Annotated in this window: 26 protein-coding genes and 2 pseudogenes; 6 read left to right on the forward strand and 22 right to left on the reverse strand. The window is 56.5% G+C overall.

Features of this window, described 5'->3' with window-relative positions:
- Positions 1 to 39: 39 nt before the first annotated feature.
- Complete coding sequence (locus CARG_RS05840) at positions 40 to 1236, reverse strand: M50 family metallopeptidase (RefSeq protein WP_020976479.1); 1197 nt, start codon at positions 1234 to 1236, stop codon at positions 40 to 42.
- 41 nt (positions 1237 to 1277) lie between these two features.
- A complete protein-coding gene (dxr, locus tag CARG_RS05845; protein WP_020976480.1) occupies positions 1278 to 2525 on the reverse strand; it encodes a 1-deoxy-D-xylulose-5-phosphate reductoisomerase in 1248 nt (415 codons plus the stop codon).
- A gap of 201 nt (positions 2526 to 2726) precedes the next feature.
- Between dxr and CARG_RS05850 the strand changes: the two genes are divergently transcribed.
- On the forward strand, positions 2727 to 3128 hold the full coding sequence (locus tag CARG_RS05850; RefSeq protein WP_020976481.1) for a DUF2631 domain-containing protein: 402 nt from the start codon (positions 2727 to 2729) through the stop codon (positions 3126 to 3128).
- Between the two features lie 86 nt (positions 3129 to 3214).
- Here the strand turns inward: CARG_RS05850 and rlmN are convergent, their stop codons facing one another.
- Entirely contained in the window at positions 3215 to 4312 is a 1098-nt protein-coding gene (rlmN, locus tag CARG_RS05855) for a 23S rRNA (adenine(2503)-C(2))-methyltransferase RlmN (RefSeq protein ID WP_020976482.1), read from the reverse strand.
- A 97-nt stretch (positions 4313 to 4409) separates the two neighbouring features.
- Between rlmN and CARG_RS05860 the strand changes: the two genes are divergently transcribed.
- Positions 4410 to 4823, forward strand: a complete 414-nt coding sequence (locus CARG_RS05860; protein WP_020976483.1) for a LapA family protein — start codon at positions 4410 to 4412, stop codon at positions 4821 to 4823.
- Here the strand turns inward: CARG_RS05860 and CARG_RS05865 are convergent.
- From CARG_RS05865 to rpsB, 5 genes are all read right to left on the reverse strand, one after another.
- Positions 4820 to 5680, reverse strand: coding sequence for a phosphatidate cytidylyltransferase (locus CARG_RS05865; RefSeq protein WP_020976484.1), 861 nt, complete (start codon positions 5678 to 5680; stop codon positions 4820 to 4822). The genes CARG_RS05860 and CARG_RS05865 overlap by 4 nt on opposite strands.
- A 45-nt stretch (positions 5681 to 5725) precedes the next feature.
- Positions 5726 to 6283 carry a ribosome recycling factor gene (gene frr / locus CARG_RS05870; RefSeq protein ID WP_020976485.1) on the reverse strand — a complete coding sequence of 186 codons (558 nt, stop codon included), beginning with the start codon at positions 6281 to 6283 and terminating at the stop codon, positions 5726 to 5728.
- 57 nt (positions 6284 to 6340) lie between these two features.
- Positions 6341 to 7027, reverse strand: coding sequence for a UMP kinase (gene pyrH, locus CARG_RS05875; protein WP_046204789.1), 687 nt, complete (start codon positions 7025 to 7027; stop codon positions 6341 to 6343).
- Positions 7028 to 7167: 140 nt separating this feature from the next.
- A complete protein-coding gene (gene tsf, locus CARG_RS05880) occupies positions 7168 to 7998 on the reverse strand; it encodes a translation elongation factor Ts (protein ID WP_020976487.1) in 831 nt (276 codons plus the stop codon).
- 226 nt (positions 7999 to 8224) lie between these two features.
- On the reverse strand, positions 8225 to 9034 hold the full coding sequence (gene rpsB, locus CARG_RS05885; RefSeq protein ID WP_020976488.1) for a 30S ribosomal protein S2: 810 nt from the start codon (positions 9032 to 9034) through the stop codon (positions 8225 to 8227).
- A gap of 521 nt (positions 9035 to 9555) precedes the next feature.
- Between rpsB and CARG_RS05890 the strand changes: the two genes are divergently transcribed.
- Complete coding sequence (locus CARG_RS05890; protein WP_052331968.1) at positions 9556 to 10041, forward strand: M23 family metallopeptidase; 486 nt, start codon at positions 9556 to 9558, stop codon at positions 10039 to 10041.
- Here the strand turns inward: CARG_RS05890 and CARG_RS05895 are convergent.
- The 11 genes from CARG_RS05895 to rimM form a co-directional block, all read right to left on the reverse strand.
- Positions 10016 to 10942 carry a tyrosine recombinase XerC gene (locus CARG_RS05895; protein ID WP_041747041.1) on the reverse strand — a complete coding sequence of 309 codons (927 nt, stop codon included), beginning with the start codon at positions 10940 to 10942 and terminating at the stop codon, positions 10016 to 10018. The two genes, CARG_RS05890 and CARG_RS05895, sit on opposite strands and share 26 nt — an antisense overlap.
- Before the next feature lie 285 nt (positions 10943 to 11227).
- On the reverse strand, positions 11228 to 12439 hold the full coding sequence (gene dprA / locus CARG_RS05900; RefSeq protein WP_081761718.1) for a DNA-processing protein DprA: 1212 nt from the start codon (positions 12437 to 12439) through the stop codon (positions 11228 to 11230).
- Positions 12432 to 14021: a YifB family Mg chelatase-like AAA ATPase gene (locus CARG_RS05905; RefSeq protein WP_328285807.1), complete on the reverse strand. Its 1590-nt coding sequence runs from the start codon at positions 14019 to 14021 to the stop codon at positions 12432 to 12434. Before CARG_RS05905 ends, dprA begins: the two co-directional genes overlap by 8 nt.
- Positions 14005 to 14418 (reverse strand): YraN family protein, encoded by a 414-nt coding sequence (locus CARG_RS05910; RefSeq protein ID WP_081761633.1) that lies wholly within the window; start codon positions 14416 to 14418, stop codon positions 14005 to 14007. Before CARG_RS05910 ends, CARG_RS05905 begins: the two co-directional genes overlap by 17 nt.
- A 144-nt stretch (positions 14419 to 14562) precedes the next feature.
- Positions 14563 to 14868 carry a DUF2469 domain-containing protein gene (locus CARG_RS05915; protein ID WP_020976494.1) on the reverse strand — a complete coding sequence of 102 codons (306 nt, stop codon included), beginning with the start codon at positions 14866 to 14868 and terminating at the stop codon, positions 14563 to 14565.
- Positions 14869 to 14888: 20 nt separating this feature from the next.
- Positions 14889 to 15548 (reverse strand): ribonuclease HII, encoded by a 660-nt coding sequence (locus tag CARG_RS05920; RefSeq protein WP_020976495.1) that lies wholly within the window; start codon positions 15546 to 15548, stop codon positions 14889 to 14891.
- Complete coding sequence (lepB, locus tag CARG_RS05925) at positions 15548 to 16318, reverse strand: signal peptidase I (protein WP_020976496.1); 771 nt, start codon at positions 16316 to 16318, stop codon at positions 15548 to 15550. The genes CARG_RS05920 and lepB overlap by 1 nt, the downstream gene beginning before the upstream one ends.
- Before the next feature lie 526 nt (positions 16319 to 16844).
- Positions 16845 to 17186, reverse strand: coding sequence for a 50S ribosomal protein L19 (gene rplS, locus CARG_RS05930; RefSeq protein ID WP_020976497.1), 342 nt, complete (start codon positions 17184 to 17186; stop codon positions 16845 to 16847).
- A gap of 146 nt (positions 17187 to 17332) precedes the next feature.
- A complete protein-coding gene (locus CARG_RS05935; protein WP_020976498.1) occupies positions 17333 to 19624 on the reverse strand; it encodes a Tex family protein in 2292 nt (763 codons plus the stop codon).
- A 25-nt stretch (positions 19625 to 19649) separates the two neighbouring features.
- A complete protein-coding gene (gene trmD / locus CARG_RS05940; protein WP_020976499.1) occupies positions 19650 to 20825 on the reverse strand; it encodes a tRNA (guanosine(37)-N1)-methyltransferase TrmD in 1176 nt (391 codons plus the stop codon).
- Positions 20825 to 21331 (reverse strand): ribosome maturation factor RimM, encoded by a 507-nt coding sequence (gene rimM / locus CARG_RS05945; RefSeq protein WP_020976500.1) that lies wholly within the window; start codon positions 21329 to 21331, stop codon positions 20825 to 20827. The genes trmD and rimM overlap by 1 nt, the downstream gene beginning before the upstream one ends.
- A gap of 187 nt (positions 21332 to 21518) precedes the next feature.
- On the opposite strand from rimM, the pseudogene CARG_RS05950 reads away from it, so the two are divergent.
- The 3 genes and pseudogenes from CARG_RS05950 to CARG_RS10745 all read left to right on the forward strand — a co-directional run.
- Positions 21519 to 22253 (forward strand): annotated as a pseudogene (locus tag CARG_RS05950) (bile acid:sodium symporter family protein); the annotation flags it as partial.
- Positions 22254 to 22479: 226 nt separating this feature from the next.
- On the forward strand, positions 22480 to 22737 hold the full coding sequence (locus tag CARG_RS05955) for a hypothetical protein (RefSeq protein WP_020976502.1): 258 nt from the start codon (positions 22480 to 22482) through the stop codon (positions 22735 to 22737).
- 26 nt (positions 22738 to 22763) lie between these two features.
- A pseudogene (locus CARG_RS10745) lies at positions 22764 to 23273 on the forward strand (ATP-grasp domain-containing protein); the annotation flags it as partial.
- A 116-nt stretch (positions 23274 to 23389) separates the two neighbouring features.
- On the opposite strand, the gene rpsP reads toward CARG_RS10745, so the two are convergent.
- The 3 genes from rpsP to ffh all read right to left on the reverse strand — a co-directional run bounded on the left by rpsP (position 23390) and on the right by ffh (position 26738).
- On the reverse strand, positions 23390 to 23887 hold the full coding sequence (gene rpsP, locus CARG_RS05960) for a 30S ribosomal protein S16 (protein WP_020976503.1): 498 nt from the start codon (positions 23885 to 23887) through the stop codon (positions 23390 to 23392).
- A gap of 206 nt (positions 23888 to 24093) precedes the next feature.
- Positions 24094 to 24936 (reverse strand): hypothetical protein, encoded by an 843-nt coding sequence (locus CARG_RS05965; protein WP_020976504.1) that lies wholly within the window; start codon positions 24934 to 24936, stop codon positions 24094 to 24096.
- A 152-nt stretch (positions 24937 to 25088) separates the two neighbouring features.
- Positions 25089 to 26738, reverse strand: coding sequence for a signal recognition particle protein (ffh, locus tag CARG_RS05970; protein ID WP_020976505.1), 1650 nt, complete (start codon positions 26736 to 26738; stop codon positions 25089 to 25091).
- Positions 26739 to 26764 lie beyond the last annotated feature (26 nt).

Here is a 26764-nt window from a genome sequence, read left to right on the forward strand (position 1 = left end):
TGCTCCTAGTAGAGACGGGTAAAGAAACCGCTAGTAATACTAGCCGAAAAGCCGGATCGGGTTGACCACATCCGCCACGATCGTCAGTACACCCACCGCGATCAGTACGGATGCCGCCGCAATCGTCACCGGCATCACCTTGCGGTAATCCACTGGCCCCAATGGCGCCAGACCGCGCACACGACGTGCCCAGTCGCGAACCGCCTGGTACAACACCACAGCGATACGCCCACCATCCAGAGGCGGCAGCGGCACCAGATTAAACACCGCCAGGAAGAAGTTCAGGCTCGCCAGCATCATCGCGAAAATCGACCACTGTGCCCGCTCCGCCAACTCCCCGCCAATGCGGCTGGCCCCCACAACACTCATCGGGGATTCTTGTTCTCGTTCGCCACCAACAATCGACTTCGCAACACCCGGCAGCTTCGCAGGGAACGCCGCCAAACCCTTAAACGTCGCCCCCATCATCTCCCAAGCCATCATACCAGTGCGGGGAACCGCTTCCACCGGGCCATAACGTTTGACGGCATCAACCACTGGTGCGGATGTAACACCAATAACGCCCACATCAACCTTGCGACCATCCGTGGTTTCCCGCTGCACAGAGGCCACCGCGACGTCAACATCCAAAATTTCTCCGCCGCGATCAACCTGAAGCGCTACCTCCTGCCCAGGGCGCTGCATCAACGCCTGGCGAACATCCGCGAACGTCGGTGTCTCAGAACCATCCACAGCAACAATAACGTCGCCGGGCCTCAAGCCAGCATCCTTCGCCGGGCACGCAGACTCCCCCGCGTCCACATCGACGCACTGAACCTGCCCCACTCGAGCGGAATAATCCGCATCAGGATTCGGCAGTCCCGCAAACACCGCCACCAGATAAATAATCAGCGTTCCAAGCACAAGGTTCATCAACACCCCACCCGACAACACCCACACCTGCTGCCACCACGGCTTGCGATACATCGCCACACGCTGCTCCGCAGGCGTCAGCTCCTCCTCCGGGACCATCCCCGCAATGTCGCAAAAACCACCCAAAGGAAACAGCTTGAAACCGTACTCAGTGCCGCTGGTTTTCCCCCTCCACTTCAACAGGGTTGGGCCAAAGCCAACATAGAAACGGCGGACCTTCATGCCACAACCAACCGCTGTGCGCATGTGACCAAACTCGTGCAACCCGATGGTCGCGCCGATACCCACCGCGAAAATCACAACGCCCAACAAATACGACAGCACAGTCAACCTCTCAACGACCAACCCACTACACGGGCTTCCGGCTAAGCTACAAACCCAGCAATGACTTCATGCGCAACCCGGCGGGCATCAGCCTCGACCGCAAGCACATCTTCCACACAGGTAGGACTCTCAGTGTAGGAACCCAACCTACCCATAACCTGCTCAATCGTTGCAGAAATCCTGGGAAAACTAATACGACCATCGACGAAAGCCGCCACGGCCTCCTCATTGGACGCGTTGTAGACCGCAGGAACCATACCGCCCGCGCGCGCAGCCGCACGCGCCAAATCAACCGCAGGGAACACGGCGTCATCAACAGGCTCGAACGTCCACTGCTGCGGACGGGAGAAATCCAAACCAGCCTGAGCCCCAGGAAGCGACGCCGGCCAGTTGAGACCCAACGCAATGGGGAGCTTCATCGAGGGGTCACTGGCCTGCGCCATGGTGCAGCCGTCCTCGAACGTCGCCATCGAGTGAACGATTGACTGAGGATTGACGACCACCTCAATCTGCTCGGGACGCAAACCAAACAAATAGCACGCCTCGATAAACTCCAAGCCCTTATTAACCAGGGTGGCAGAGTTCAAGGTATTCATTTGCCCCATAGACCATGTCGGGTGCTTCAGCGCCTGCTCTACCGTGATCGACTCCAGCTCAGCCGCAGACCACCCACGGAAAGGCCCACCACTAGCGGTCAACACAAGATGATCAAGCCTGCGCCCCATAGATGCAGCCAAGCACTGGGCCATTGCCGAATGCTCTGAATCAACGGGAACAATCTGACCATGCGAGGCCCTAGAAATAACCAGATTGCCACCCGCGATCAGGGACTCTTTATTAGCCAATGCCAACTGTGCGCCACAATCCAGCGCCGCAAGCGTTGCCCCCAGCCCCAAAGAGCCAACCAGAGCGTTGAGGACCAAATCCGGGGATGTCGCGGCAACTAGTTCTTCGGCCGCATGGGGGCCAGAAAAACCCGCGCCAATACGCCAGGCGACGGCCTCATCAGCAACGGCTACACAAGCCGGGTCCACCCCCAACTGTTTAATCTGGGCAATCAACAAATCAGGCTGACCGCCGCCGACAGCAATGCCGACAACATCAAAGCGACCCGGATTGTCGGCAATCAACTCCAAAGCCTGTGTACCGATCGACCCAGTCGAACCGAGGATCACCACCCTACGAGCGGGGGTATCCGGGGTAGTCTGCACACCATCCGCGCGGGCACAAAAATCCACTACCCCAGCGAAGTCCCCACTGCGACTACCTTTGTGCGAATCAACACTCATAACATCCTCCAGCTGCAGATAAACTATTAGAAGGCTACCCCGCTGAGAAGAAAACCACGGCATCACGCACAGGCACATTCACGCACAACAATGCGCACACATCCCGTAAGGCTGGTGAGGTTGGCCGCGCTTAGTCGCAGAGCCGGAATAAATGTGCCAAAATAGACGCCGATATAGACGCACAACATCAAGGAGCAAACCGTGTCGAACGCACCCGAGGTTTACAACGGCGTTTCCACCCTCGACGAGCCCTCCGCAGGTTGGGGTTGGCACGACATCGGCCGTGGCCCCATCCAGATCGCAGGTTGGGTGTCCGTCCTCTTCCTCCTCGCCATGAACTTTGGTAACCACCCCGGCCACGTAGAGACCATCTACCTCTTCGCTTTCGCTGGCCTCATCGCCCTCGGCCTGCTGATTCAGCTGTTCCAGCCCAAGCTCAACCAGGTGCGCACGCTTACTTGCCACAACAAGCCGCAGGGCCACCAGGAACCCGACTGGGCACTGATGCAGCACACCCTGCAGGGCCCCTACGCTGATCTCACCGACGACCAGCTGCGTTCCCTCAACATCGACCCCGCTACTGTCAAGAGCATCGAAGCCTAAGGCTTTGCCCGCACTGTTCGTGCACTAATCCCCCACCGCGTTTCTTAAAAAACGCGCTGGGGGATTTCGCTTGTATACGACGGCTACTAGCGTTCTTCAGCAGCCAGCTGCCCACATGCTGCGGCGATTTCCTGGCCGCGAGTGTCACGCACGGTGCACGGGACACCCTGGGCTGCGACGCGACGCACAAACTCATCTTGCTGTTCTTTAGGGGACGCATCCCACTTTGATCCGGGTGTGGGGTTCAACGGAATCAGATTGACGTGTACGCGGGAGCCAAGCGCCTTATGTAGCTTCTTGCCCAACATGTCCGCGCGCCATCCTTGGTCATTGACGTCGCGGATCAGCGCATATTCAATCGACACACGGCGCCCAGTCTTGTCAGCGTAGTAACGAGCAGCGTCCAAAACTTGCTGCACGGACCACCGATTGTTCACCGGAACCAACGTGTCGCGCAGCTCGTCATCTGGGGTATGCAAAGACACCGCCAGAGTGACGCTTAAGCCTTCGTCTGCCAGTTTGCGGATCGCCGGTGCCAGACCAACGGTTGAAACGGTGACATTGCGCTGGGAAATGCCAAACCCTTCAGGAGCTGGGCTAGTGATTTGTCGAACTGCACTGACCACCCGCTTGTAATTGGCGAGCGGCTCCCCCATGCCCATAAAGACAATATTGGACAGGCGACCACCCTCTGCCTGCATCGATGCTGCAGCGGCACGCACCTGATCGACGATCTCTGCAGTCGACAGATTACGGTCCAAACCGCCCTGGCCCGTCGCGCAGAAGGGACACGCCATTCCGCAGCCCGCTTGGGAAGAAATACACAGTGTTGCACGGTCCGGGTATTTCATCAGCACGGACTCTAACAGAGTACCATCATGCAGACGCCACAAGGTTTTAGCAGTCTCTCCACCGTCGCACTCGACCGCCTTGACAGGGGTCATCAATGTTGGAAACAGTGCCTTCGCGACGTCATCACGCCGCGCCGCAGGCAAATCTGTCATTGTGCGTGGATCTGCTTCCAAGCGTGCATAGTAGTGGCGAGCCAACTGGTCTACCCGAAACTTCGGCAAGCCCAAAGCTACGACAGCCTCGCGGCGCTCTTCGGTCGACAAATCAGCAAAGTGCTTCGGCGGCATACTACGACGAGAAGCATCGAAAACAAGAGGTAAGGGTGAAGCCATAATGCAAATATCTTTCCACACCATGGTGATGCACTTGGGTTAGCTCAGGGTAAGCGACGTTTGAGTTATCCTACGCGCGTGCTGTTCAATAAGAGGTATGAACAACGTTGAACCGAATTCCACTTCGCCCCAGCTACCTAACGATCCCTTCGACTCTGCCCCACCTGTCCGAGACGAGGTTGTCGCACCCGCCCCGGCAGAAACCCCCGCCAAAAAGCAGCCGGCTAAGGCGCCTTCCACTAAGGTCAAGGGCTCTATCGCTGGCGGAACCTGGGTTGCACTGATCTTTGGGTTCCTGTTCCTTATCGCTCTGCTCATCTTCATTTTGCAGAATGACGAACAAGTCGCAATCGAGTTCTTGACCTGGAAGTCCACCCTCCCCGTCGGCGTTGGCTTCCTGTTCGCTGCGATCGGCGGTGCCCTTGTGATGGCACTGGTTGGCGGCTGGCGAATGTTAGAGCTTCGACGTCAGCTCAAGCGAAGCAAAAAGGCCCTTGCGGACGCCATCTAGGCCGCAATAACAGACAAGACCAGCCAGGTGACCATGGCCGACGGTAACAACCCATCCAGTCGGTCCATGAGTCCACCGTGGCCAGGCAACATTCGCGACATGTCTTTGATACCCAGCTCGCGTTTAAACTGGGACTCCACCAAATCGCCAAGGGTCGCACATATAACCAGTCCGATGCCTAGCAAAACACCAAGCCACAGCGCATCGTGAAGCAAAAAGTGCACAGCGACCGCACCCACTGCGGCACCTGAGAGCACCGATCCCGCAAACCCCTCCCAAGATTTTTTAGGACTCACCGCAGGGGCCATTGGATGAGATCCAAAGAGAACACCCGCGGCATAGCCTCCAACATCGGATGCGATCACGCACAACATGAACGTGACAATAAACATGGATCCTCCGATGCCATCTCTTTCGAACCTCGACAGCATTGCGGCAAAGGACCCAAACAGTGGGATCCACGTCAATACGTACATGCTCATAGACGTGTCACGCAGATAGTTGACGGGGGTTTCATAGCGGCCGTTGACGAACAACCCGCTGAACATAACCGCTAGAACTGAAGTGACGAAACCTGCGGCAACACCGCTCGCTCCGAAATGCCACGATAACCAAACCATCAGCTGGCCACCGCCAATAAGCACCGCTGGAGATACTCGGTAGTCTTCTGATTCCTTCAAGCGGGTTGCAACTTCCCACGTACCCAAGGCCACGGCAATGGCTACCAGTGGGTACCAACCGGGGATGATGAATATACACACCAGCACCAAAGCGCCGAGTCCTACCCCTACGCCGATCGCGGCCTTGAGGTCTCGGCCGGCGGAATTTTTCGGTTTTAAAGGGGTAGTTTTGACCACTGCCTATACTCCTGAAGACGGGGATTGAAGGTGGGGAGCGTGGGGTTAAACTTCCAGCAGCTCTTTTTCTTTCAGTGCGACGACCTCGTCAACCTGAGCGACATACTTAGCGGTGACCTTATCCAGCTCCTTTTCAGCAGCCTGGACTTCATCTTCACCAGCTGCGCCGTCCTTTTGGATGCGCTTGAGCTGATCCATACCCTTGCGGCGGATGTTGCGGATGGCGATCTTGGCGTCCTCGCCCTTGGACTTTGCAACCTTCACCAGATCGCGGCGTCGTTCCTCTGTTAGCTGAGGGATCGTCACGCGAAGCACCTGGCCGTCGTTAGTGGGGTTTACGCCCAGGTCAGAGTTGCGGATGGCGTTTTCGATATCAGCCATCACAGACATCTCGTAAGGCTTAATGATCATCATCCGGGGCTCAGGAACGGAGATGGTGGCCATCTGAGTGATGGGAGTCATCGTTCCGTAGTATTCAGCCATCACGCCGTTGAACATGGCGGGGTTTGCGCGTCCCGTACGGATGGTGGTGAGGTCCTCTCGAGCGTGCTCCACAGAGTGGATCATGCGGTCTTCAGACTCGAGCAAAATGTCGTCAATCATGGGGGTCCTTGAATTGTATTGAAGCGAAAGATCTATGCAAACATACCACTTAGCCCGTTAGGAACGGACCAAGGTGCCAATGCTTTCACCGGAGACCGCGCGTGCAATATTGCCTTGGGTGAGCAGGTTGAACACGAGGATGGGCATGTTGTTATCCATACAGAGAGAAAATGCCGTGGCGTCGGCAACTTTAAGTCCGCGCGCGATGCATTCAGCCGGTGTGATCTCGCTGAAGAGTTTCGCATTGGGGTTTATTCGGGGGTCTGCGTCGTAAACGCCGTCAACTGCCTTAGCCATGAGCAAAACATCGCAATCGATTTCGAGAGCCCGCTGGGCTGCAGTGGTATCCGTCGAAAAATACGGCATACCCATACCTGCACCGAAGATAACAACGCGACCTTTTTCGAGGTGTCGTTTTGCGCGGAGCGGCAGATAGGGCTCTGCTACCTGTGCCATGTTGATGGCAGTCTGAACACGGCAATCAATCCCCTCTTGTTGCAAGAAGTCTTGCAAAGCCAGGCAGTTCATCACAGTGCCAAGCATGCCCATGTAATCAGAGCGGTTGCGGTCCATTCCGCGCTGCTGGAGCTCGGCGCCACGGAAGAAATTTCCACCACCAATGACGACCGCGACTTCCGTGCCTGATCGCGACACTTCAGCAATTTGACGCGCGACATTCTCAACCACATCAGGGTCAATACCAACGTTTCCGCCACCGAACATCTCACCCCCTAGTTTGAGCATTACCCGCTTGAAACCTTCGCGCTGTTCGGCCACGATAGTGATTCTCCTTAGTTGAGGACTGTTTAATCTGTAGCTATCCTACCAGCAACAAAAAAGCAGGTAGGGCGTATGCCCTACCTGCTTTAACGAAGCACTATGGCCTAGCTGTGCTGGCCAACTTCGTAGCGTACGAAGCCGGTGAGCTTAACGCCAGCTTCATCCATGACCTGCTTGACGGACTTCTTGTTGTCGGTGACAGAGGCCTGCTCGTTCAAGCACACGTCCTTGAAGAAGCCGTTAAGGCGACCTTCGACGATCTTCGGCAGCGCAGCCTCGGGCTTGCCTTCCTCACGGGAAGTAGCCTCTGCGATTTCACGCTCCTTTTCGACGACCTCTGCGGGGACGTCCTCACGGTTCAGGTAACGAGCCTTCATAGCTGCAACCTGCATAGCTGCGGCGTGTGCAGCCTGCTCTGCGGCTTCGCCTTCGCCTTCGTATGCAACGAGGACACCAACCGCCGGGGGAAGGTCAGCAGCGCGGTGGTGAAGGTAAACCGCAACCTTGTCGCCCTCGATGGTGGCAGCACGGCGGAGCTCCAGCTTCTCACCAATCTTGGCGGACAGCTCAAGAACGGCGTCTTCGGCCTTCTTGCCGTCAACCTCAGCAGCCTTAAGCTCTTCAACGGTATTTGCCTTCACTGCGGCAGCAGCGGCAGCGATCTTTGCAGCGAAGTCCTTGAACTCCTGGTTCTTAGCGACGAAGTCGGTCTCGGAGTTAACCTCAACCATGGTGTTGCCAGAAACAGCGATAAGGCCTTCAGCAGCGGTGCGCTCGGCACGCTTACCGACATCCTTCGCACCCTTAATACGCAGGATTTCGATGGCCTTGTCGAAGTCGCCATCGGTTTCTGCGAGAGCCTTCTTGCAATCCACCATGCCGGAGCCGGTGATTTCGCGGAGCTTCTTAACGTCTGCAGCGGTAAAGTTCGCCATTGTCGGGGCGATCCTCCTTGATTAATAGTGAGAGTATGCTCGGCCACTCGGTAGAGACCCGAGGTGAGCTGTAGTAACTCATAGCCCTGGCAATTGTACCCGCCCAGGCTATGTTGTGCACCATGGACACAGTAAGTGTCTAAGTGTGTGCACAATAAAGCCCCCGTCCGCGCGGCGGAGCAGGGGCTCATGCGGCCGTTTGGCCAGGAAAAGCTGGGGTGTCGCTTTACTCTGCAGCCTCTGCAGCAACCTCAGCGGGAGCCTCAACCTTAGCGGCAACCTCTACGGTCTCCTCGGTTGCAGGTGTATCGCCAGCAGCTTCCTTCGCAGCGGCGAGCTCGCGCTCAGAGCGAGCCTTCTTGCCCTCGATTACTGCGGTGGAGATGATCTTGGAAAGCAGACCAGTGGAGCGGATGGCATCGTCGTTGCCCGGGATCGGGTAATCGACAACGTCAGGGTCGCAGTTGGTGTCAAGGATTGCGACGACAGGGATGCTCAGCTTGTGAGCCTCAGAAACAGCGATGTGCTCCTTGTTGGTGTCAATGATCCACAGAGCGGAGGGCACCTTGTGCATCTCGGCGATACCACCGAGGACGCGCTCGAGCTTGGTGCGCTCGCGGGTCAGCATAAGGATTTCCTTCTTGGTGCGACCCTTGTAGCCGTCCTCAGCGGAATCCATTGCCTGGAGTTCCTTCATGCGGTGAAGTCGCTTAGAAACGGTCTGGAAGTTGGTCAGCATGCCACCCAACCAGCGGTGGTTGACGTAAGGCATCTCACAGCGCTCAGCTTCGGTCTTCACTGCTTCCTGAGCCTGCTTCTTGGTGCCTACGAAGAGGATGGTGCCGCCGTGAGCGACGGTCTCCTTGACAAACTCGTAAGCCTGATCGATGTAGGTCAGAGTCTGCTGGAGGTCAATGATGTAAATGCCGTTACGGTCGGTCAAGATGAAGCGCTTCATCTTGGGGTTCCAGCGGCGGGTCTGGTGTCCGAAGTGGACACCTGCGTCGAGAAGCTCGCGCATGGTCACAACTGCCATGGGATGCTCCCTTTCATCTAGTAGTTTCGGTTTTCACATGCAGGTTTTGCCTGCACCCTAGCGATACGGCACCTATCCGCACCCATCTATCCTTCAAGCAGGAAAGTGGGACCATTGCAGCAGGTACTCAAATGTATCGCGCGTATTTTTACAGATTCTGAACATCAGCACACAGGCTAAGGCGTTGTTCACGCTCATAGGTCTACGAACGTCGATGCAGAACACTGCAGCCAGTTACTTTACCCACCACAACGCAGTATTCCAAACAATGACTAACTGTGTGTCTCCACGGTCAACTGCATGAGTTCAGCTGCATGAGTAACGACACGGTTGGAACAAAGGGAGTTATACACAACCCAATCGCAGCACGGATGGTTTTCACAGGTAGCCAGTACGAGCATTCAACGGAGTTGCACTATGTGCTTATGACCGAAATCAATGAAGCCTGCCAGGCAATAAGCCGCATTCCACTTCTCACCAGACAGGACTGGAGAGCCCTAGCACGGCAATTAGCTGCATTCCTGAGCGTGGCAGTGCTGCTTATTACGATCCCCACTGCTCATGCGTACGTATCCCCCGCTACCGGAACCTCGTATCCAGGGCAGGTAACGAGGCCGTATGAGCATCCCGAGCACCGCTATGCTCCGGGCCATCGCGGCGTCGATATTAACCTTCCAGCGCTTGCCCCCGTCGTGGCGGCCGAAGATGGAGTGGTTGCCTTCGCAGGTGTAGCAGTAGGCGTGCCTACAGTATCGATACAGCATGCGGATGGGATTCGGACCACCTATCAGCCGGTACTAGCTAGCGTATCTGAGGGGCAGTTCGTTTCCTCGGGCGAGAGCATCGGCTTCCTCGTAACTCACCCCCGACACGAAGGCCTGCACTGGGGTGCACGAATCGGCAAGAAAGACTACATCAATCCCCTTAGCCTGCTGAAGCGAGCAGACATACGCCTCAAACCCATTGGCAATATGCCAGAAGTCAAGCACGCGGATGTGCTTGATTAAATGCGTCCCTCAGGCGCTCCACGCTCACATGAGTATAGATTTGGGTAGTCTGCAAACACGCATGCCCCAATAATTCCTGCACGGCACGCAGGTCAGCGCCGCCATCCAGAAGGTGTGTGGCAGCACTGTGCCGCAATTCGTGAGGCTTGACATGCCCAAGCCCCACTTGATGGGCATAGCGGTCTACAAGTGCGCGCACCTGGCGCTGATTGATGCGCTTCCCGCGGGCTCCGACAAACAGGGCTTTCTCTTCGCGGTCGGCCAGTATTGCGCGGTAAGCACCAAGCCACTGTTCTAGTGCGCGCCCTGCTACCTCGCCGTACGGCACCACCCGCTGCTTGTTACCTTTACCAGTAACCCGCACTTGCTGATGGAGCTCGTCAAGATCTGAAGTATCAATACTGCATAATTCTTCAACGCGCATACCCGTGGCGTAAAGAAGCTCCAGTATGGCGGCGTCACGACCTCGCTTCGCTTCCTCTTTTATACGGCCCTTACCTACCTGCTGCGCCACCTCTTCTTCAGCTGCAGGCGCTTCAACTAATGCCTGAGCCCCCTGTCGAGCGAGAACTTTCGGCAGATGGTTAGACGTCTTTGGCGACGCAAGGCGAGCCCCAACATCTTGGGGAATCATGGATCTACGCGCTAACCAAGTAGACAACCCCTTGACACTCGCCGTGTATCGGGCAAGCGTACTGCGTGCTTTACCCGCATCGTATGCATACCCCAGCCAACTACGTAACCGCTCCAATGTGAAGTGGTCGAGATCGGGAACGATCTCGACCATGGTCTTGAGATCACTACGGTAGGAGCGGATAGTCGCGGGTGATTTCCCCTCCACCATTTCAAGATGCTCAAGATAGTCTTCGACTATCTCTTCCATCTGCCTAGTTGTTGACATGGATTCATTCTCGCACGAAAAAGCGGTGCCACAGTGGATACTGTGGCACCGCTTTTCGGATAACACTTCATTAAAGAAAGGAAAACAACTCACCTGAGGAAGTGGAGCTGCTTTCACGGTGGCCCAGCCCGACCTCCACAAAAGCTCTTCCCTAAGGCTTGCCTCTCATACTTTAGATTGAAGTAGTCGCTAAAGCAAGGCTTACTACCTTCGTTTCGACGTGAATGTGATCACACCAGTCGCTGAACTGGGCTTTTAGCAATGTAGAGGTACGATCAATAGCTCTCATCCATCGCGCTCGTGCTCAATCCGAACCCACAGACCACCAATTAGAGCCGCTAATCCCCTATCTTTGAGCTCCATTAGCCCCTGGACGCAAAGAACTGTTCCAAGCCCCGATCTCTGGGCTGCCACGGATGTGGACACACCTTCCACGCCCGGCGCGTTGAGCGCATCGAAAACTTGAAGTTGCAACCTGCTGAGTTTGGGGGTCTGATCTTGGCCGAAATCCAGCATGTAGTTTTCATCTGCATCGACGGCCCCAATAGGTGCCAGTAATGAGCGGACATCATCGGCCCCAACAACCATGTGCGCTTGATGCTCTCTTATTTTTACGTTGCAGCCTACGGAGCCGCGCGATGTTATGGGGCCGGGCACCGCCATTGCAACCTTTCCCAGGCAATTCGCCCAGGCTAGCGTGTTCAGGGCACCTGATCGCCACGCTGCCTCTACGACAACGATTCCCTGGGTCAGTCCCGCGACTAATCTGTTGCGTGTTAAAAACCTGTGCCTTGCGGGATGCACACCGGGCGGATATTCGCTGATTAGCGCACCATGTTCAGCAATGCGGTCAAACAATGCAGTGTTTCGAGCAGGATAGGCCTTGTCTATTCCTGTTGCTAGAACCGCGACTGTTCGTCCACCGCGCTCTATTGCCTGGGTGTGTGCAACAGTGTCGATTCCCAGCGCTCCACCGCTCACTACGGTGTAACAGTGGGTAGCGAGACCGCCGCTGATCAGCTCTGTGGCTTCCTTGCCGTAGCGGCTATGCGTTCGAGTCCCAACAATACCCACAGCCTGTATGAACAGTGGTTTCAATAACTGACCGCGTACCCACAGCGCGTGTGGTGGAACGTAGTGGTGTTGGCCATCTCCCCTGATAGATTCGGCGCCGCCAACGCCGTCTGGCCACTCTGGGCTGTCAGGGGTTATCAAACGTGCGCCGACTTTCTCAGCTTGTTTCAGATCCCGGTCGATGTGGTGGAGCCCAGCATCACTTCGCGCTTGGCTGCGCAGTAGTAGGTCCTCCCCAATCCGTGCATCACGGTTTTTGATATCTCGTGCGATTGACTCAACGTCACCGTCTCGTTCGGCGAGTGCAATCTGCAGTGCTTCGCTTGGTCCTTCGAGCACCCGGGAAAGATACGCCCACGCATACTGCCTGTCCTCAGACTTATTCACATCGGTGGGTTCAGTGAGGGAAGGAGTGCTATTCATCATCAAGCACCTCCTCGCTGTGTAGATCGAGGGCACGCATGACTTCTTCAACATCGGGACACGACGGGTTCCCGGACATGCCCTCGGTGGCGCAACGCAAATCGAATAATGTCCAGGCTAGGCGGAGGGTTCGGTCCACCCCACGTTGGCTAAGTGTGCCGCTACGCAGCAGATGGGCGATGATCTGCATCGCCTCCTTTGTAGCTGGGTAATGCTTACGCAGTAGTGTCCCTGGAGCCTCAGCATTGGTTTCAAAAGGCTTGTAGCCTTCGGGTACCTGCGTCCACCGCTGCATTGCTCGACGCCGTGCCTCACTGACTCTTTCACGAATGCTTGCGCTACTTTCCTCTCGATCGGCTAGCAGGACCCCAGCTTGAGCGCTGACAAGAACGACGATGTCCACACGGTCCCGGAGAGGGCCTGTCAAGTTTGATAGATACTTGGCACGCTGCCGTACCGAACATCGGCAGGAATGTGGTTCTTCCGCCCCGCACGCGCAAGGATTAGCCGCCATCAAGAGTTGGAAACGCGCAGGTAACTCGTAGGTGCTCTGCGAGCGCATTAGTCGAATATGGCCCGACTCCAGAGGCTGACGAAGGCAGTCAAGAACTTTCGCAGGCACTTCACTAACCTCATCAATGAACAGGACACCCCGGTGTGCGAGACTGACTGCCCCTGGGCGCGGGTTTCCGCTTCCCCCTCCGATGAGACCAGCCTGGGTCACGCTGTAATGGGGCGCAACAAACGGCGGAACCATCAGCGGCTGTTGCTCAGCATTAATACTGGAGTGCACCATGGTGGCTTCTAAACGCGCGCCAGGTGTTAGCGGCGGCATAATTCCCGGGAGCGCTTGAGCCAACAGTGATTTCCCTGCCCCAGGTGGCCCGAGCATCATCATGTGGTGTCCACCGGCCGCAGCGACCTCGGCTGCGTGTTTTACTGCAGAGTTTCCGGCGATATCGGCGAAATCTGGGATCCGCTCGGCTGTGTCTACCGAAGCGCACAATTCCGCCGCAGATTCATGTACCGAGGGCAGCTTAGCTATCCCGCGCGCCCATAGGTATACGTCCATTAATGTCGATGCACAGAGCACGTCGATACCGTCGATTAGTGTTGCTTGCGTTGCGCAAGTGTGAGGCACGACTGCCCGAGTGAGCCCAGCCTCCCGGGCGGCAACCAAAGCAGGAAGAATTCCTTTAACTGGACGAAGCGTACCGTCAAGGCTGACTTCCCCCATCACGAGGCTGTCGGCAAGTATCCACGCCATGTAGTCATTATCTTTATCGAGTGCTGATTGAATTGCCAGACAAATAGCAACATCGCACTGCGCGCCATGTTTTCTAAGCGATGCCGGGGACAAGCTCACGATAATTTTGGTTCGTGGCCACTCCAAACCGGAATTTTGACTCGCAGTTTTCACCCTCTCTTTAGATTCCGCAATCGCCGCATCTCCCAAGCCAACGATATGTATACCTGGCAGGCCTGGCCCTACACTGACCTCAACCTCAACCAGGTGTGCTTCAACTCCAACAAGGGTGGCGGAGCAGCTTCGTGCTATTACTCCACTAGAGCTCATAAACATCCACCCCTTGATGTACCGTAAGTCCGTCGGGTGCAGCGACAACGACGTCAAAGCGACATTCTCGCCCCGCCCACTGTGCGTCTCTCAGCCATTGTGCTGCCGCATGGCGCAGGCAACGCAGCTTGCGTGCATCAATGTGTTCCGAGGTTCCGTAATTATGGCTGCTTCGAGTTTTTACCTCGACGAAAATCAGTAGCCCGTCGTCGTCGACGATGATGTCAATCTCTCCGACTGGATAGCGAACATTGCGCGCCACTATCCGTGCTCCATCGGATTCATAGAGTGCTGCGGCTGCGTCTTCCCCGCAACGTCCAAGTGCGTGGGCACGTGATGTCGCGGCTATCTCCCCAGTGGCCTGTCGTTGAGATGATGAACGCCGCGCGGATACAAAGCCCATCGAGCTTCCCCCCTTTTTCCTTTCACATAGTGTGGTCAGTGAACGACAGTAAGCACTGTTGTTCACTGACCATTGAAGGGAAAAATAATATGGGCGCTCCGCGGCCTGTGAAAAGTTTTCGGCCTGTGGAAAACTAGCTACGGTTTAATCGGGAATCACCAAGTCAGGCTTGTCGAGTTCTTCGATGTTGACGTCTTTGTAGGTGATCACGCGAACATAGCGGACAAAACGTGCAGGTCGGTACATGTCCCACACCCAGGCATCCGACATCCGGATTTCGTAGAACACGTCGTTACCGGTTTTACGTGGGATCAATTCCACTGCGTTGCAAAGGTAGAAACGGCGCTCGGTTTCCACCACGTAGGAAAATTGACTGACGACGTCGCGGTATTCGCGGTACAGGGAGAGTTCGACCTCGGCTTCGTAGTTGTCGAGTTCCTCAGCGCTCATGGATGGCTCACACCTTTTCGTCAGTTGCGTTGTTGCTGTGCTGTAGCACGCTGCCAATCTGCGTGCGCTCGTGCCACATTGGCATAACTATAACGATGTTCGGGAGTCCCCCCGAGGCGGCGCACCGCGTCCATGTGCACCTTGGTTCCATAACCTTTGTGAGCTACTAAACCGTAGCCTGGATGGAGGTCATCCAATTGCTCCATAATGACGTCGCGTGAATGTTTCGCGAGCACGCTGGCTGCGGCGATACAGCGACTGGCGGCATCCCCGCCGATTATTGGTAGGTGGGGGCTGCGTAGGCCGGGTATTTTCATTGCATCGCTCAGAACGTATCCGGGTGCGTGGGATAGCGTGGCTACTGCTCTGCGCATCCCCGAGATGTTGGCGTGCTGAATCCCGTAGTGGTCGATGTCTTTGGCGCTGATTGTGATGATGCTCCATGCCACGGCGTGCTGTTGTATAAGTGGGAACAACTCCGCCCGGGTGCGCGGGCTTAGCTTCTTTGAGTCCGTCAGCCGTTCTAACTCTGTTATCAGCTGGGGCGGCAAGATGCACGCTGCGATACTGATCGGCCCGGCACATGCCCCACGCCCTGCTTCATCGACCCCGGCGACTGGCCCCAGGCCGGCTCGTTGGAGTGAGACCTCGTAGGTGCGTAAGTGTTTGAGCGTTCGCACTAGTTCTGGATGTCGTAGCTCTTTACTCCGCCGATGCGGCTAAGCGGAAGTACGCGAGCATCAACCTTACCGATGATTAAGTCTTCAGGAACGGTGCCTTGGTATTCATCGCCAAGGTGGTAGCGCGAATCAGCGGAGTTGGTCCGGTTATCCCCCATGACGAAGACGTTACCGTCAGGGACGGTGATGGGACCGAAATACGGACCGCCACAGGCCTCGGACCCCGTGGATGGATCGATCGGATTTTGATGCGGAGTAAGGGCGTAGGAGGAGTCGATGACATGCCCATCGACAGTGATGCCTTTATCACCATCGAGGCATTGGATGGTTTGCCCTCCAGTGGCTACGATGCGCTTAACAAGGTCATTTTCATCGGGTGCTACGAAGCCAACATAAGACCCAACGTTTTGCAATCCGCGCACTAACGGGTTAGAACTGCGGTTGGTGATGAAGCTACCGTTCCAGGACTCCGGGCCTTTAAACACGACGACATCTCCCGGTTTAGGGTCACGGAGGTGGTACGTGATCTTATCGACGAAAATCCGGTCACCTTCGCAGCCACTGCAACCGTGCAAGGTAGGCTCCATGGATCCGGAGGGAATTACATAGAGCCGCCCAATGAACGTCTGAATAAACAGTGCGCAGATCAGGACAGTGATGACAACCATCGGGATGTCGATGTACCAGGGCAGTTGCTTCTTTTCCTTCTTCTGCTTCGGAGCAGAGGCAGCTGTGGAATCATGTGCGCTACGGCGGCGGGGCAAATCCATGAATCACATCCTACCCAGCTTGCGGCGGAGGCCCCTCCCCTAGGTAGCCACAATGCGAAAAACTGAAGGCCCCGGCTTAGCCGGGGCCTTCAACTACCAGAGGGTCACCACAAACCTCTGATGATTTGATCTATTTTCATAGATCCCACTATCTCCACATTCAACAGGCCATCGGGACCTGCCTGCAAGGCCCGAAAGGAAACCTTGCACCTGTGAGTATACCGAGATCCTTAAGAAACACTAGAAGAACTCAAGGCTTTGTGCCGACAATCACAAAATATGACGTATCTACAAAGTGTCCAACAACTCGCAGGCAGTAAAAACGCAGGTCAGGGAACCAAGCGAAGCTACTTCCTGGTAGGCACCGGGGGTAACCCTAGGGTAAATCACGCCCATGCCGATTGGCGTTTCCTAAATAAAGAACACAGTTGCCACAAAAGAAAACCCGCCACTCGGTGATTGCAATAACCACAAAGTGACGGGGCCGGGCACGCGTCATTACACTCGTGCTCTAGGCGCGTATCTTTTAGCGCTTTTCCTTAATCTTGGCAGCCTTACCGCGCAGCTCACGCAGGTAGTAGAGCTTCGCACGGCGAACCTTACCGCGGGAGACGACCTCGATGTGATCGATGTTGGGAGAGTGCACCGGGAAGGTACGCTCAACACCGATACCGAAGGACACCTTACGGACGGTGAAGGTCTCGCGAATGCCGCCATTCTGGCGACGGATTACGACACCTTTGAAGACCTGCACACGGGACTTGTCACCTTCGATAACCTTCACGTGAACGTTAAGGGTATCGCCGGGACGGAAATCCGGAATATCATCGCGCAGCTGTGCTGCATCGACAGAGTCAAGAATGTTCATCAAAAATCCTTATTTTTAGAGGAAAGAGGAACCTGGCGGCACTTTCCGAAGGACGCTCGGCCGGTTCATATCCGTGTCATGTAGGCTGCCACCCAAACATCTAAGCCCGGGAGTCAACCTGACGATTATTGCATACTTCAGCCGACTCAGCCAAGACCGGCTCTGCGCAGCGCGTCCGCCAACGCGCCCCCTTGCCCTGACGACGATTTTTGACGCCGCGCACCACTGCGCTGCTTCTGCTGAGAACCACGCTCAGCTGATGAACCAGCATCACCACCGCGACCAGGCTTGGAGCGCGCACCCGACGCGACGTCATCATCCAAACGCATGCTCAATCCGATGCGCTTTCGAGATTCATCGACGTCGATTACCTTGACACGCACGATGTCTCCGGAACGCACTACTTCGCGCGGTTCGGACACATAACGGTTCGCCAGCGCTGAAATATGCACCAACCCGTCCTGGTGCACCCCAATGTCGACAAATGCGCCAAAAGCAGCCACGTTCGTGACGGTGCCTTCGAGCACCATGCCCGGGGCCAAGTCGCTGATCTTCTCAATTCCCTCGCTGAAGGACGCAGTCTTAAACTCTGGGCGTGGGTCACGGCCTGGCTTATCCAGCTCCCGGATAATGTCGACAACCGTCGGTTCGCCCACCGTCTCGCTCACAAAATCCGAAGGCTTCAAAGCGTGGAGCACGCGAGTATTTCCGATCAACTCCCGCACCCCCAAGCCTGAAGCCGAACACATCTGCCGCACCACTGGGTAGGACTCTGGGTGCACTGCGGATGCGTCAAGAGGCTCCTCGCCCGACACCCGCAGGAAGCCTGCACACTGCTCGAACGCTTTCGGCCCCAACCTGGGTACCTTGCCGAGTTCCTTACGCGTGGCAAAAGCGCCATGCTCGTCGCGGTAGGCCACAATGTTCGACGCTAGCGTTGGCGTGACTCCGGCGACCCGCCTCAACAGCGGAACAGATGCTGTATTGACATCCACTCCCACCGCGTTGACGGCATCCTCGACCACGGCGTCAAGCGTGCGGGCGAGCTGTGTCTGGTTGACGTCGTGCTGGTACTGCCCTACTCCGATCGATTTCGGATCAATCTTGACCAGCTCAGCCAACGGGTCCTGCAGACGGCGCGCGATCGACACGGCTCCGCGCAGTGAAACATCCATGGATGGGAACTCAGCGGCAGCGAGTTCTGACGCCGAGTACACAGACGCTCCCGATTCGCTGACGACGACGCATGTCGGGTTGTTGTGGGCAGCTTTGGAGACTTCCCGCGCCAGTTTCTCGGATTCGCGGGATGCAGTGCCATTACCAATGGCTATCAACTCAACCTTGTGTGCATTAGCTAGGGCCGTGAGTTCGTCCACCGCCTGCTTCCAGCGATTTTGGGGTTGGTGCGGGTAGACGATGGTGGTAGCCACGACTTTGCCAGTGGAGTCGACGACTGCCACCTTCACGCCGTTGCGGTAGCCAGGGTCCAGGCCCATTGTTGCCCTTTGGCCTGCGGGGGCAGCGAGAAGCACGTCTTTGAGGTTGGTGGCAAACACTTCGAGCGCGCCTTGTTCCGCGGTTTCTTTCAGACGCATGCGGACGTCAAGCGCGCTGGATACGTAGAGTTTGGTTTTCCAACCCCAGTGGATGGCATCGTTGACCCATGGGGTTGCTTCGGTGTCCAGGGTGTCGCGGATCATCTGTTCGTAGATGTCATCAGGCCCTGCGTCGAGGGTCAGTGCTAGTGCGCCTTCTTTTTCACCGCGCAGCAGGGCCAGGATGCGGTGGGATGGCAAGGTGCGGAAAGGTTCGCTGAATTCGAAGTAGTCTTTGAATTTCGCAGCGTCGCCGGGGTTGGAAGTGTTGACGTCGCGGGATGGTTCTGCGCGCATGCTGCCGTGGGTATACATATGCTCGCGGACGGCCCCGACGAGATCGGCGTTGGTGGCGAAGCGGTCGATGAGGATGGCGCGGGCCCCGTCGAGTGCGCTTTTAGTGTCACTAATTGATTCGTTGAGGTAGTTTGCCGCGAGGTTGTCGGGTTCGCCTTCATTGGCGAGGAGCTGCTCAAGGAGGGGTTCTAGGCCGGCTTCACGCGCGGCGTCGGCTTTGGTTTTTCGTCGTTTTTTGAATGGCAGGTAGAGGTCTTCGAGCCGTGCTTTTGTGTCGCATTCGTTGATGAGTGCGGCGAGCTGGTCGGTAAGTTTCCCTTGTTCTTCGATGGCTGCCAGTATGGTCTTTTTGCGCTCTTCGAGTTCGCGCATGTAGCCCAGGCGTTCTTCTAGTTGCCTGAGCTGTGTGTCATCGAGTCCCCCTGTGATTTCTTTGCGGTAGCGGGCGATGAAGGGGACGGTGTTTCCTTCATCCAGGAGCGCAACCGTGGCCTTTACTTGCTCGGGGGTGATTGCGAGTTCTTGCGCGAGTCGAGCTTGAATCATTCGCCTTATTGTAATGGGCGGCTGTTCAGGCGTGGTGGGTGGTTCCGTACCATTGCGTGCCTTCGGGCAGTTTGTTGGCTACGGCGCGGGTGCACGCGGCGTCACCGAGGGTTGTTCGCGCGTGGATGTAGAGCTGTATGGTGCGCTGTGTTGCGGGGGGTTGGCCGTGTTGTTGTTCGTATGCGGCTATGAGCATGTTGTCCGCTTGGCAGGCTTGGCTGATTTCCTCTGTGGTGACCGTGGCGAAGAAGATATTGTCTTTGGCTAGGCGCGTGGGGAGGTCTTTTGTGAGACCTTTGAGTTGCTTGGGGTCGATAAGTATTTGGATTTCAGTGATGACGTCGCGGAGGTCTAAGGCTTGCTCGTCGCGCTCGCTCAAGTCACCGCGTTGGCGTGCGGCGTCGAGCAGATCGGGGCGACGTGCGGCGGTCAACGCTAGGGACTGGTCACGGTGCCAGCGGGCTATGGCATTGTGATCACCGCTGAACAAAATGTCTGGGACGCTCTGGCCGCGCCAGTGTCGGGGTTTTGTGTAGCTGGGGCCTTCGAGGAGCCCGTCGGAGAAACTGTCTTCGAGGTGACTCGACGCGTTGCCGAGCACTCCCGGGATCAGTCGCACGACGGCTTCGGCCATCACCAGTGTGGCTACTTCGCCACCGATGAGGACGTAGTCTCCGATGCTTACCTCTTCAACTTTGTAGCGTTTGGCGGCGTCGGTGATCACTCGGCTGTCGATGCCTTCATATCTGCCGCAGGCGAACACTACGTGGCGTTCCCGCGACCACCTTTGGGCAGTTTCTTGGGTGAAGGGGGTGCCTGTGGGCGTGGGTACTACGAGCAGCGGGCGGTCATCAGTGCCATCAGAGTATGTACTCTCGCCGTGCGTGTATCCACTGAAGCTGCTTGGTTGCAAGTCATCGTGGCGTGGCTTGTCCGCATGTGGTTGTGCAGAGCTCAAGCTTGCTTCAAGGTTGCCTTCCGCGACGTCATCAAGCGCTGGGCCCCACACTGTGGGCAGCATGACCATTCCGGGCCCGCCGCCGCACGGGGAATCGTCGACGGTGCGGTGGGCGCCACTTGCCCATTGGCGTAGGTCGTGAACACCAACAGAGATAAGCCCCTGTTCAATGGCTTTACCTAGAAGTGCATGGCGCAGTGGCTCTAGATATTCGGGGAAGATGGTGACGACATCGATACGCATTAGAGGTCCAGCAGTCCGTCGGGTGGGGTGATGGTGATGGTTTGTTCGTCAAGGTTGACGTCGGGGACAATGGCGTGCACGAAAGGAATGAGGGCTTGCTTGCCGCCGCTTAGCTCCACTTCGAGGATTTCGCCGGCGGGGCCGTGCATGACTCCGGTAACTTCGCCGATACGTTGTCCATCGTGGATTACGGCAAGTCCTTCGAGTTCGTGATCATAGAAGCCTTCTTCGTCATCGTCGTTTTCTAGTGGCGGGGCGAAGAAGTGGGTTCCTCGGAGGCTGTCTGCTGTTGTTCGGTCGGTAATCCCTTCGAACATGATCAGTAGCCTACCTTTGTGGGGGCGTACAGCATCGATGCGCAGTTCGTGTTCTTTGGGACCTTGGGTGCCGTGAACGACGGTGCCGACGGCAAAACGACGCCCGGGTTCGTCCGTTGTAGGGTCGACCACTACTTCCCCCCTGATGCCGTGGGATTTAATGACCTTGCCGATGAGCAGTTCTTCCATGAGGTATGAGCTTACAGCACCCCCACACGGGTGATTTTGAGACAAGGCGTCCAATATATGAGATCCTGTGTGGGCGAACACCCACGCACCAACCGCAAGTGCCCCACCCCATGGCGCCGCAAGCAGAAGCACTTCAAAAAACTGCCAACAGGAAGACCACACACGCCATGTCACTGATCGATACACACGCCCCTGGCCCATCCTTATCGGCGTGGTCGGCCAGTTTGTCATCATGCCCCTGGGTGCCATCGTGGTGGCGAAACTACTCGGCCTCAACCCCCAGTTGGCTGTCGGGCTGCTCATGCTCGGCTCTGTTCCGGGAGGCACCGCATCTAACGTGATCGCTTACTTGGCCAAGGGCGATGTCGCTCTGTCCGTGGCAATGACCAGCGTCTCTACAGTGCTGTCCCCCATTGTCACACCCATGCTCATGCTTTACCTAGCAAGCGCAGAGACCGATGTTGATGCACAGGGTATGGCCATGATGCTCGTGAAAACAGTGCTGCTTCCGGTCTTCGGCGGCCTTGTTATCCGCCTCGTAGCCGACAGTGTCGTCGACAAGATCCTCCCTATCCTTCCATGGATGTCGATCGTCGCTATCGGTGGTGTCGTCTTTGGCGCAGTTGCTAAAAATGCTGAACAGCTCGCCTCCGTCGGCTTGGTCGTCTTTGCCGCCGTGATCCTGCACAACGTGCTCGGCTACTTCCTGGGCTACATGTCTGCACGCGCGCTGAAGCAACCGGAAGCCGCTTGCCGCACAACCGCCATCGAAGTCTCCACCCAGTCCGCTGGATTGTCTTCCGGCATGGCCGCAAAGTTCTTCTCCCCTGAAGCAGCGCTGCCTGGCGCAGTCGCTGCAGTCATTCACAACGTGACTGGCGCTATCTATGCCTCCATGGTGCGCCGCAAGCCTCTGAACTAAAACAGGGTTAGCCAACTCAAAACGAGCGCTACGATGATTGCTATAAAAACTTCTCACAGTCACAGCGCTCGTAGCCTTAAGCGCTTGTTCCAAGGTTCCCACCGACCAAGCCCCGGGATCTGACACCTCTACGACCGGCACCACTACCAGCAGTCACGCCCCAGCCAAGAAGTCGGGCTGGGCTTCAAACGCTAGCGGCACCGTCGAAGAACGCTTCGATCAACTAGTGGACGCTGCAGGCGCCCAACCTGTTGTTTTGGTCATTCCCAGTCATGAAGTCGGTGCGGAAGAACCAGATTTCGGTTTCTATACCCCGGCACCAGGTGCCAATGCCTTCTGGTATTTGGATTCCGGCGCTCCGGCTTCCAACGAAGGCACAGTGGAAATGCCCTACAAGCAGCTCGACAAAGAACAAGTTGCTGAGCTGGTACACAAGGCCAAGGCCGACGCGTTACGTATTGTTTTGGCAGCGACGACGTTTTAGCTGCACTCGGCAGTGAGCGTCTTTTCGTAAAGCTGGCCAAACACAAATACCCGCACTTCGTCGCTGGTGTGATGGATGCGCAAGATTTCCTCAATCGATGCTCAGATTATCCACAAAACAGAAAGCACGATTTTATCGTTAGAGACTTAATAAATGTCGTCGAGGAGTGCCGCCACTGGATCATAGGTGGGCGGCTCAAGGCTTTCACAGTCTACGTGACAGGGACCTGGGTGTGTTCCGGCGGCCCTTCTCCTGCTGCTGATGCTCAGCATCATCAAATTGCGCTAGAAGCAGCAGAGGAGCTGGGCCACGGGGTTTGTGTCATAGACACTGCCCGCATTTCCGATGGCCGTTACGTAGTTGTCGAGGCTAATCCGCCCTGGTGCTCATCGTTTTACAGCGCGCCTCCGGCGGTCATCCGCGAAGCTGTTTTAGGTAGCCAAGGTCTACGCGCAAAGGATCGATTTGTACCCGATCAAGCAGTCCGCGATGCTTTCGCTGAACACCCCTGGGTCAGACGCCGGCCATTAGCGTAACGTAGTCCCCAAGGTCTAAAGTAGCTAGCAATTCAAGTTAGTAGAACAAGAGGCGCGGCCCCATGGTTTTCCATGGGGCCGCGCCTTAACTATTTCAAGCAATAAGCTTAGAGTTCTTACTCAGCAGCTTCTTCAGAAGACTCTGCGGTCTCAGCAGCTTCGCTAGCCTCTTCGGCAGCGTCCTCAGCCTTGACCTCTTCTTCAGCCTTCTTCTTAGCTTCTTCCTTAGCCTTGCGACGCTTCTCGGTAATTGCCTCAGCGGTGGGGCCTTCAGCAGCCTCAGACAGAGCAGCATTGAACAGGTCAAGCTTCGAGGGCTTGGGCTCAGCAACCTTCAGGGTGCCTTCTGCACCTTCGAGGCCCTTGAACTTCTGCCAGTCGCCGGTAACCTTCAAGATAGCCTCAACAGGTTCGGTCGGCTGTGCGCCAACGCCCAGCCAGTACTGGACGCGATCGGAATCAACCTTGATCACGGAGGGATCGTTCTTGGGCTGGTAGATGCCCAGGTTCTCGATGACCTTGCCGGAACGACGGGTACGGGCATCGGCAACAACGATGCGGTATTCAGGGGTGCGAATCTTACCGAGACGCTGCAACTTAATCTTGACAGCCATTATGGCTCCTTCTTCTGGTCACTGGGCAGTACAGGCACCTACTAATGCAGGCCGGTTCAACCCTTGATGTTTACCCTGCGTGTGACCACCGGTCGACCGTAGTCGATGACGATGTAGCGCAGGTTGCGCGGATGCGCACAAAATCTTAATGATGTCCCTGCCGCTATCACAGAGCGATCATGGCAGATAAGACAACCTGATGGATGTTAGCAGATAACCGCACCCAGGCGCGAATGCGATTCAGTCTGAGCGGACTTCGCGGCCTCAGTGTCCTTCTTAGCCCGAGCAGCTTCCTGCTCCGCAGCAACCTTAGCTTCCTCGGCTACCTGAGCCTTCTTCTCTGCCTCATCCTTGGCTTCCTGGGCGCGCTTCAGCTGTTGATCCAGATCGGCAAGCTTTGCGGCAGCCTTTTTAGCCGCTTGTTCGTCAGCGTCTTCAGCGGTGTTTAGTTGGTCGACGCAATCAAGGTAGGCGGCACTGCCGTGGGCTTTGGCCATGTTGCCACTGATGTCGCGCCATTGTGGGGTGCTGTAGACCGACTCGATAATGGTGCGCAGCATGTCACTGTGTTCAGGGTTGTTGAAAGGCTCCTCAACATCCAGCCCCTCGAGGACAAGTGCAGTTTTATCAAGGGCCTCTTGCTTGGTGTAGCGACCGGTCGTGTTCGATGTGCTGGTTAGACGCTCGAACCCTGGAAGAGCTTCGCGGTAGAGGAACTCGCTGTCAAGAAAAGCAGTGGCATCTTCGATGGTGAAATCTAGCGCCTCAATGTGCGGGAACAGTTCGAAAGCTAGTTCTTCGCGAGAGTCGGGCTCACTGTCAGCCCTGTCGAAGATGTCTTGCTGCTCGGGGAACATTCCGCGCAGGTTTTTCGTGGCTTCCGCACTGGCGGAACGCATGGCGACGCGATATTGTCCTGCCAGGGTGATGTCTTGTGGCCCCGGTTCGATGAGGCACGTGTGGTGGGCAGTAGCCGGGTCGGTGTTTACGTCCAGTGCTGCAGCGGGGGTGATGCTAGTGCACGGGGCGATCGTAAGGATCGAGGACATGGTTGTGCCCGTACGACGGTTGATTAATAAAACTCACTTAGGTGTAGAGAATCTTCAACAAAACTCTAAGAAAGTAGCGGGCGGATACCTACCCCAGACAAAAGGCCTAGGCGGCGGGTACCGCCACGGACGACAAACCTGCTAAATAGCTACTACTTTTTACCGAAGCCGCCCATGCCCGGCATGCCTGGGAAACCACCTAAACCGCCCATTCCTGGCAGGCCTTTACCTAGCTGCTTTTGCATCTTTTCTAGTTCTTCGACGCTAGGCATTCCCTGCATTCCCTCATCCGAGGCTCCCAGCCCTCCGGCGTTCTCCTGCAGCTTTTGCAGCTCCGCCATGTTGGGCATACCGGGGATATTCGGCATTGCCGGACCACGGCTAGGCCCACGGCCCTTAGCGGGCTTACGCTTGCCGTTTTTACCCTTGCGCCCCTTAGGCTTCTTCTTAGTGGCAGAGCGGCCTTGGAATTGGCCGGTCATCTGCCCCATCATCTTCTTGGCGTCTTCGAAACGCTTAACCAATTGGTTGACGTCCGCCACAGTAACACCTGAACCGTTAGCGATACGCTTGCGGCGAGAGGCGTTCAGGATGCTTGGATTTGCGCGCTCTTCCGGCGTCATGCCTCGGATGATCGCCTGAATTCGGTCGAGTTGTTTTTCGTCGACCATGTCTGCCATCTGGCTCATCTGCTTGCCGCCAGGCAGCATTTTCAGCAGGTTACCCAGCGGCCCCATGCGGCGGATCATCTGCATCTGATTCAGGAAGTCATCGAGGGTCAGTTCCCCGGAGAACATTTTGGTAGCCGAGGCCATAGCCTCTTGCTGATCAATCTTGGCTTCGGCCTGTTCGATCAGCGTCAGTACGTCACCCATGCCGAGGATACGGCTAGCCATGCGCTCCGGGTGGAAGACGTCAAAGTCCTCAAGCTTCTCACCCGTGGAAGCAAACTTGATCGGGCGGCCAGTGACCTCACGGATAGACAATGCCGCGCCACCGCGGGCGTCACCATCAAGCTTCGTCAGCACCACGCCAGTGAAGTCGACTCCATCGCGGAACGCCTCCGCGGTGGACACAGCGTCTTGACCAATCATCGCGTCGATGACAAACAGGACTTCGTCCGGGTTGATGGCGTCGCGAATATTACGCGCCTGCGTCATCAGCTCCTGATCAATGCCCAAACGACCTGCAGTATCGACGATGACGACGTCGTGTTGGGTGCGGCGGGCTTCATCGATACCACGCCGAGCAACCTCAACGGGGTCGCCATGGGAGGTGCCCATCACATGATCATGACTATCGAGAGCAGTGCCAGGATCTGGAGCGAAGCAAGCAACACCTGCACGCTCAGCAACGATTTGTAGCTGCTGCACCGCACCCGGTCGCTGCAAGTCGCAGGCCACCAACATGGGAGTATGACCCTGCTTAGCTAGGTAAGCGGACAACTTACCGGCGAGAGTGGTTTTACCTGCACCCTGCAGGCCGGCAAGCATGATGACCGTCGGAGGATTTTTCGCGAGGCGCAGACGCTCAGTCTCGCCACCGAGGATCTGCTGGAGTTCCTCATTAACAATCTTGATTACTTGCTGCGCGGGGTTCAGTGCTGCGGAAACGTCCGCACCCAAAGCACGTTCCTTGATGCGTTTAATAAACGCACGCACCACGGGTAGTGAAACGTCAGCCTCAAGCAACGCGAGGCGGATTTCCCGGGCTGTAGCGTTGATGTCCGCTTCGGTAAGCTTGCCTTTCCCGCGTAGGCCGCCGAGGGCTCCGGTCAAGCGATCTGAAAGAGACTCAAACACGTTTACTCCCTAGTAGACACAAGTTA

The organism is Corynebacterium argentoratense DSM 44202, assembly GCF_000590555.1.
GTDB lineage: Bacteria > Actinomycetota > Actinomycetes > Mycobacteriales > Mycobacteriaceae > Corynebacterium > Corynebacterium argentoratense.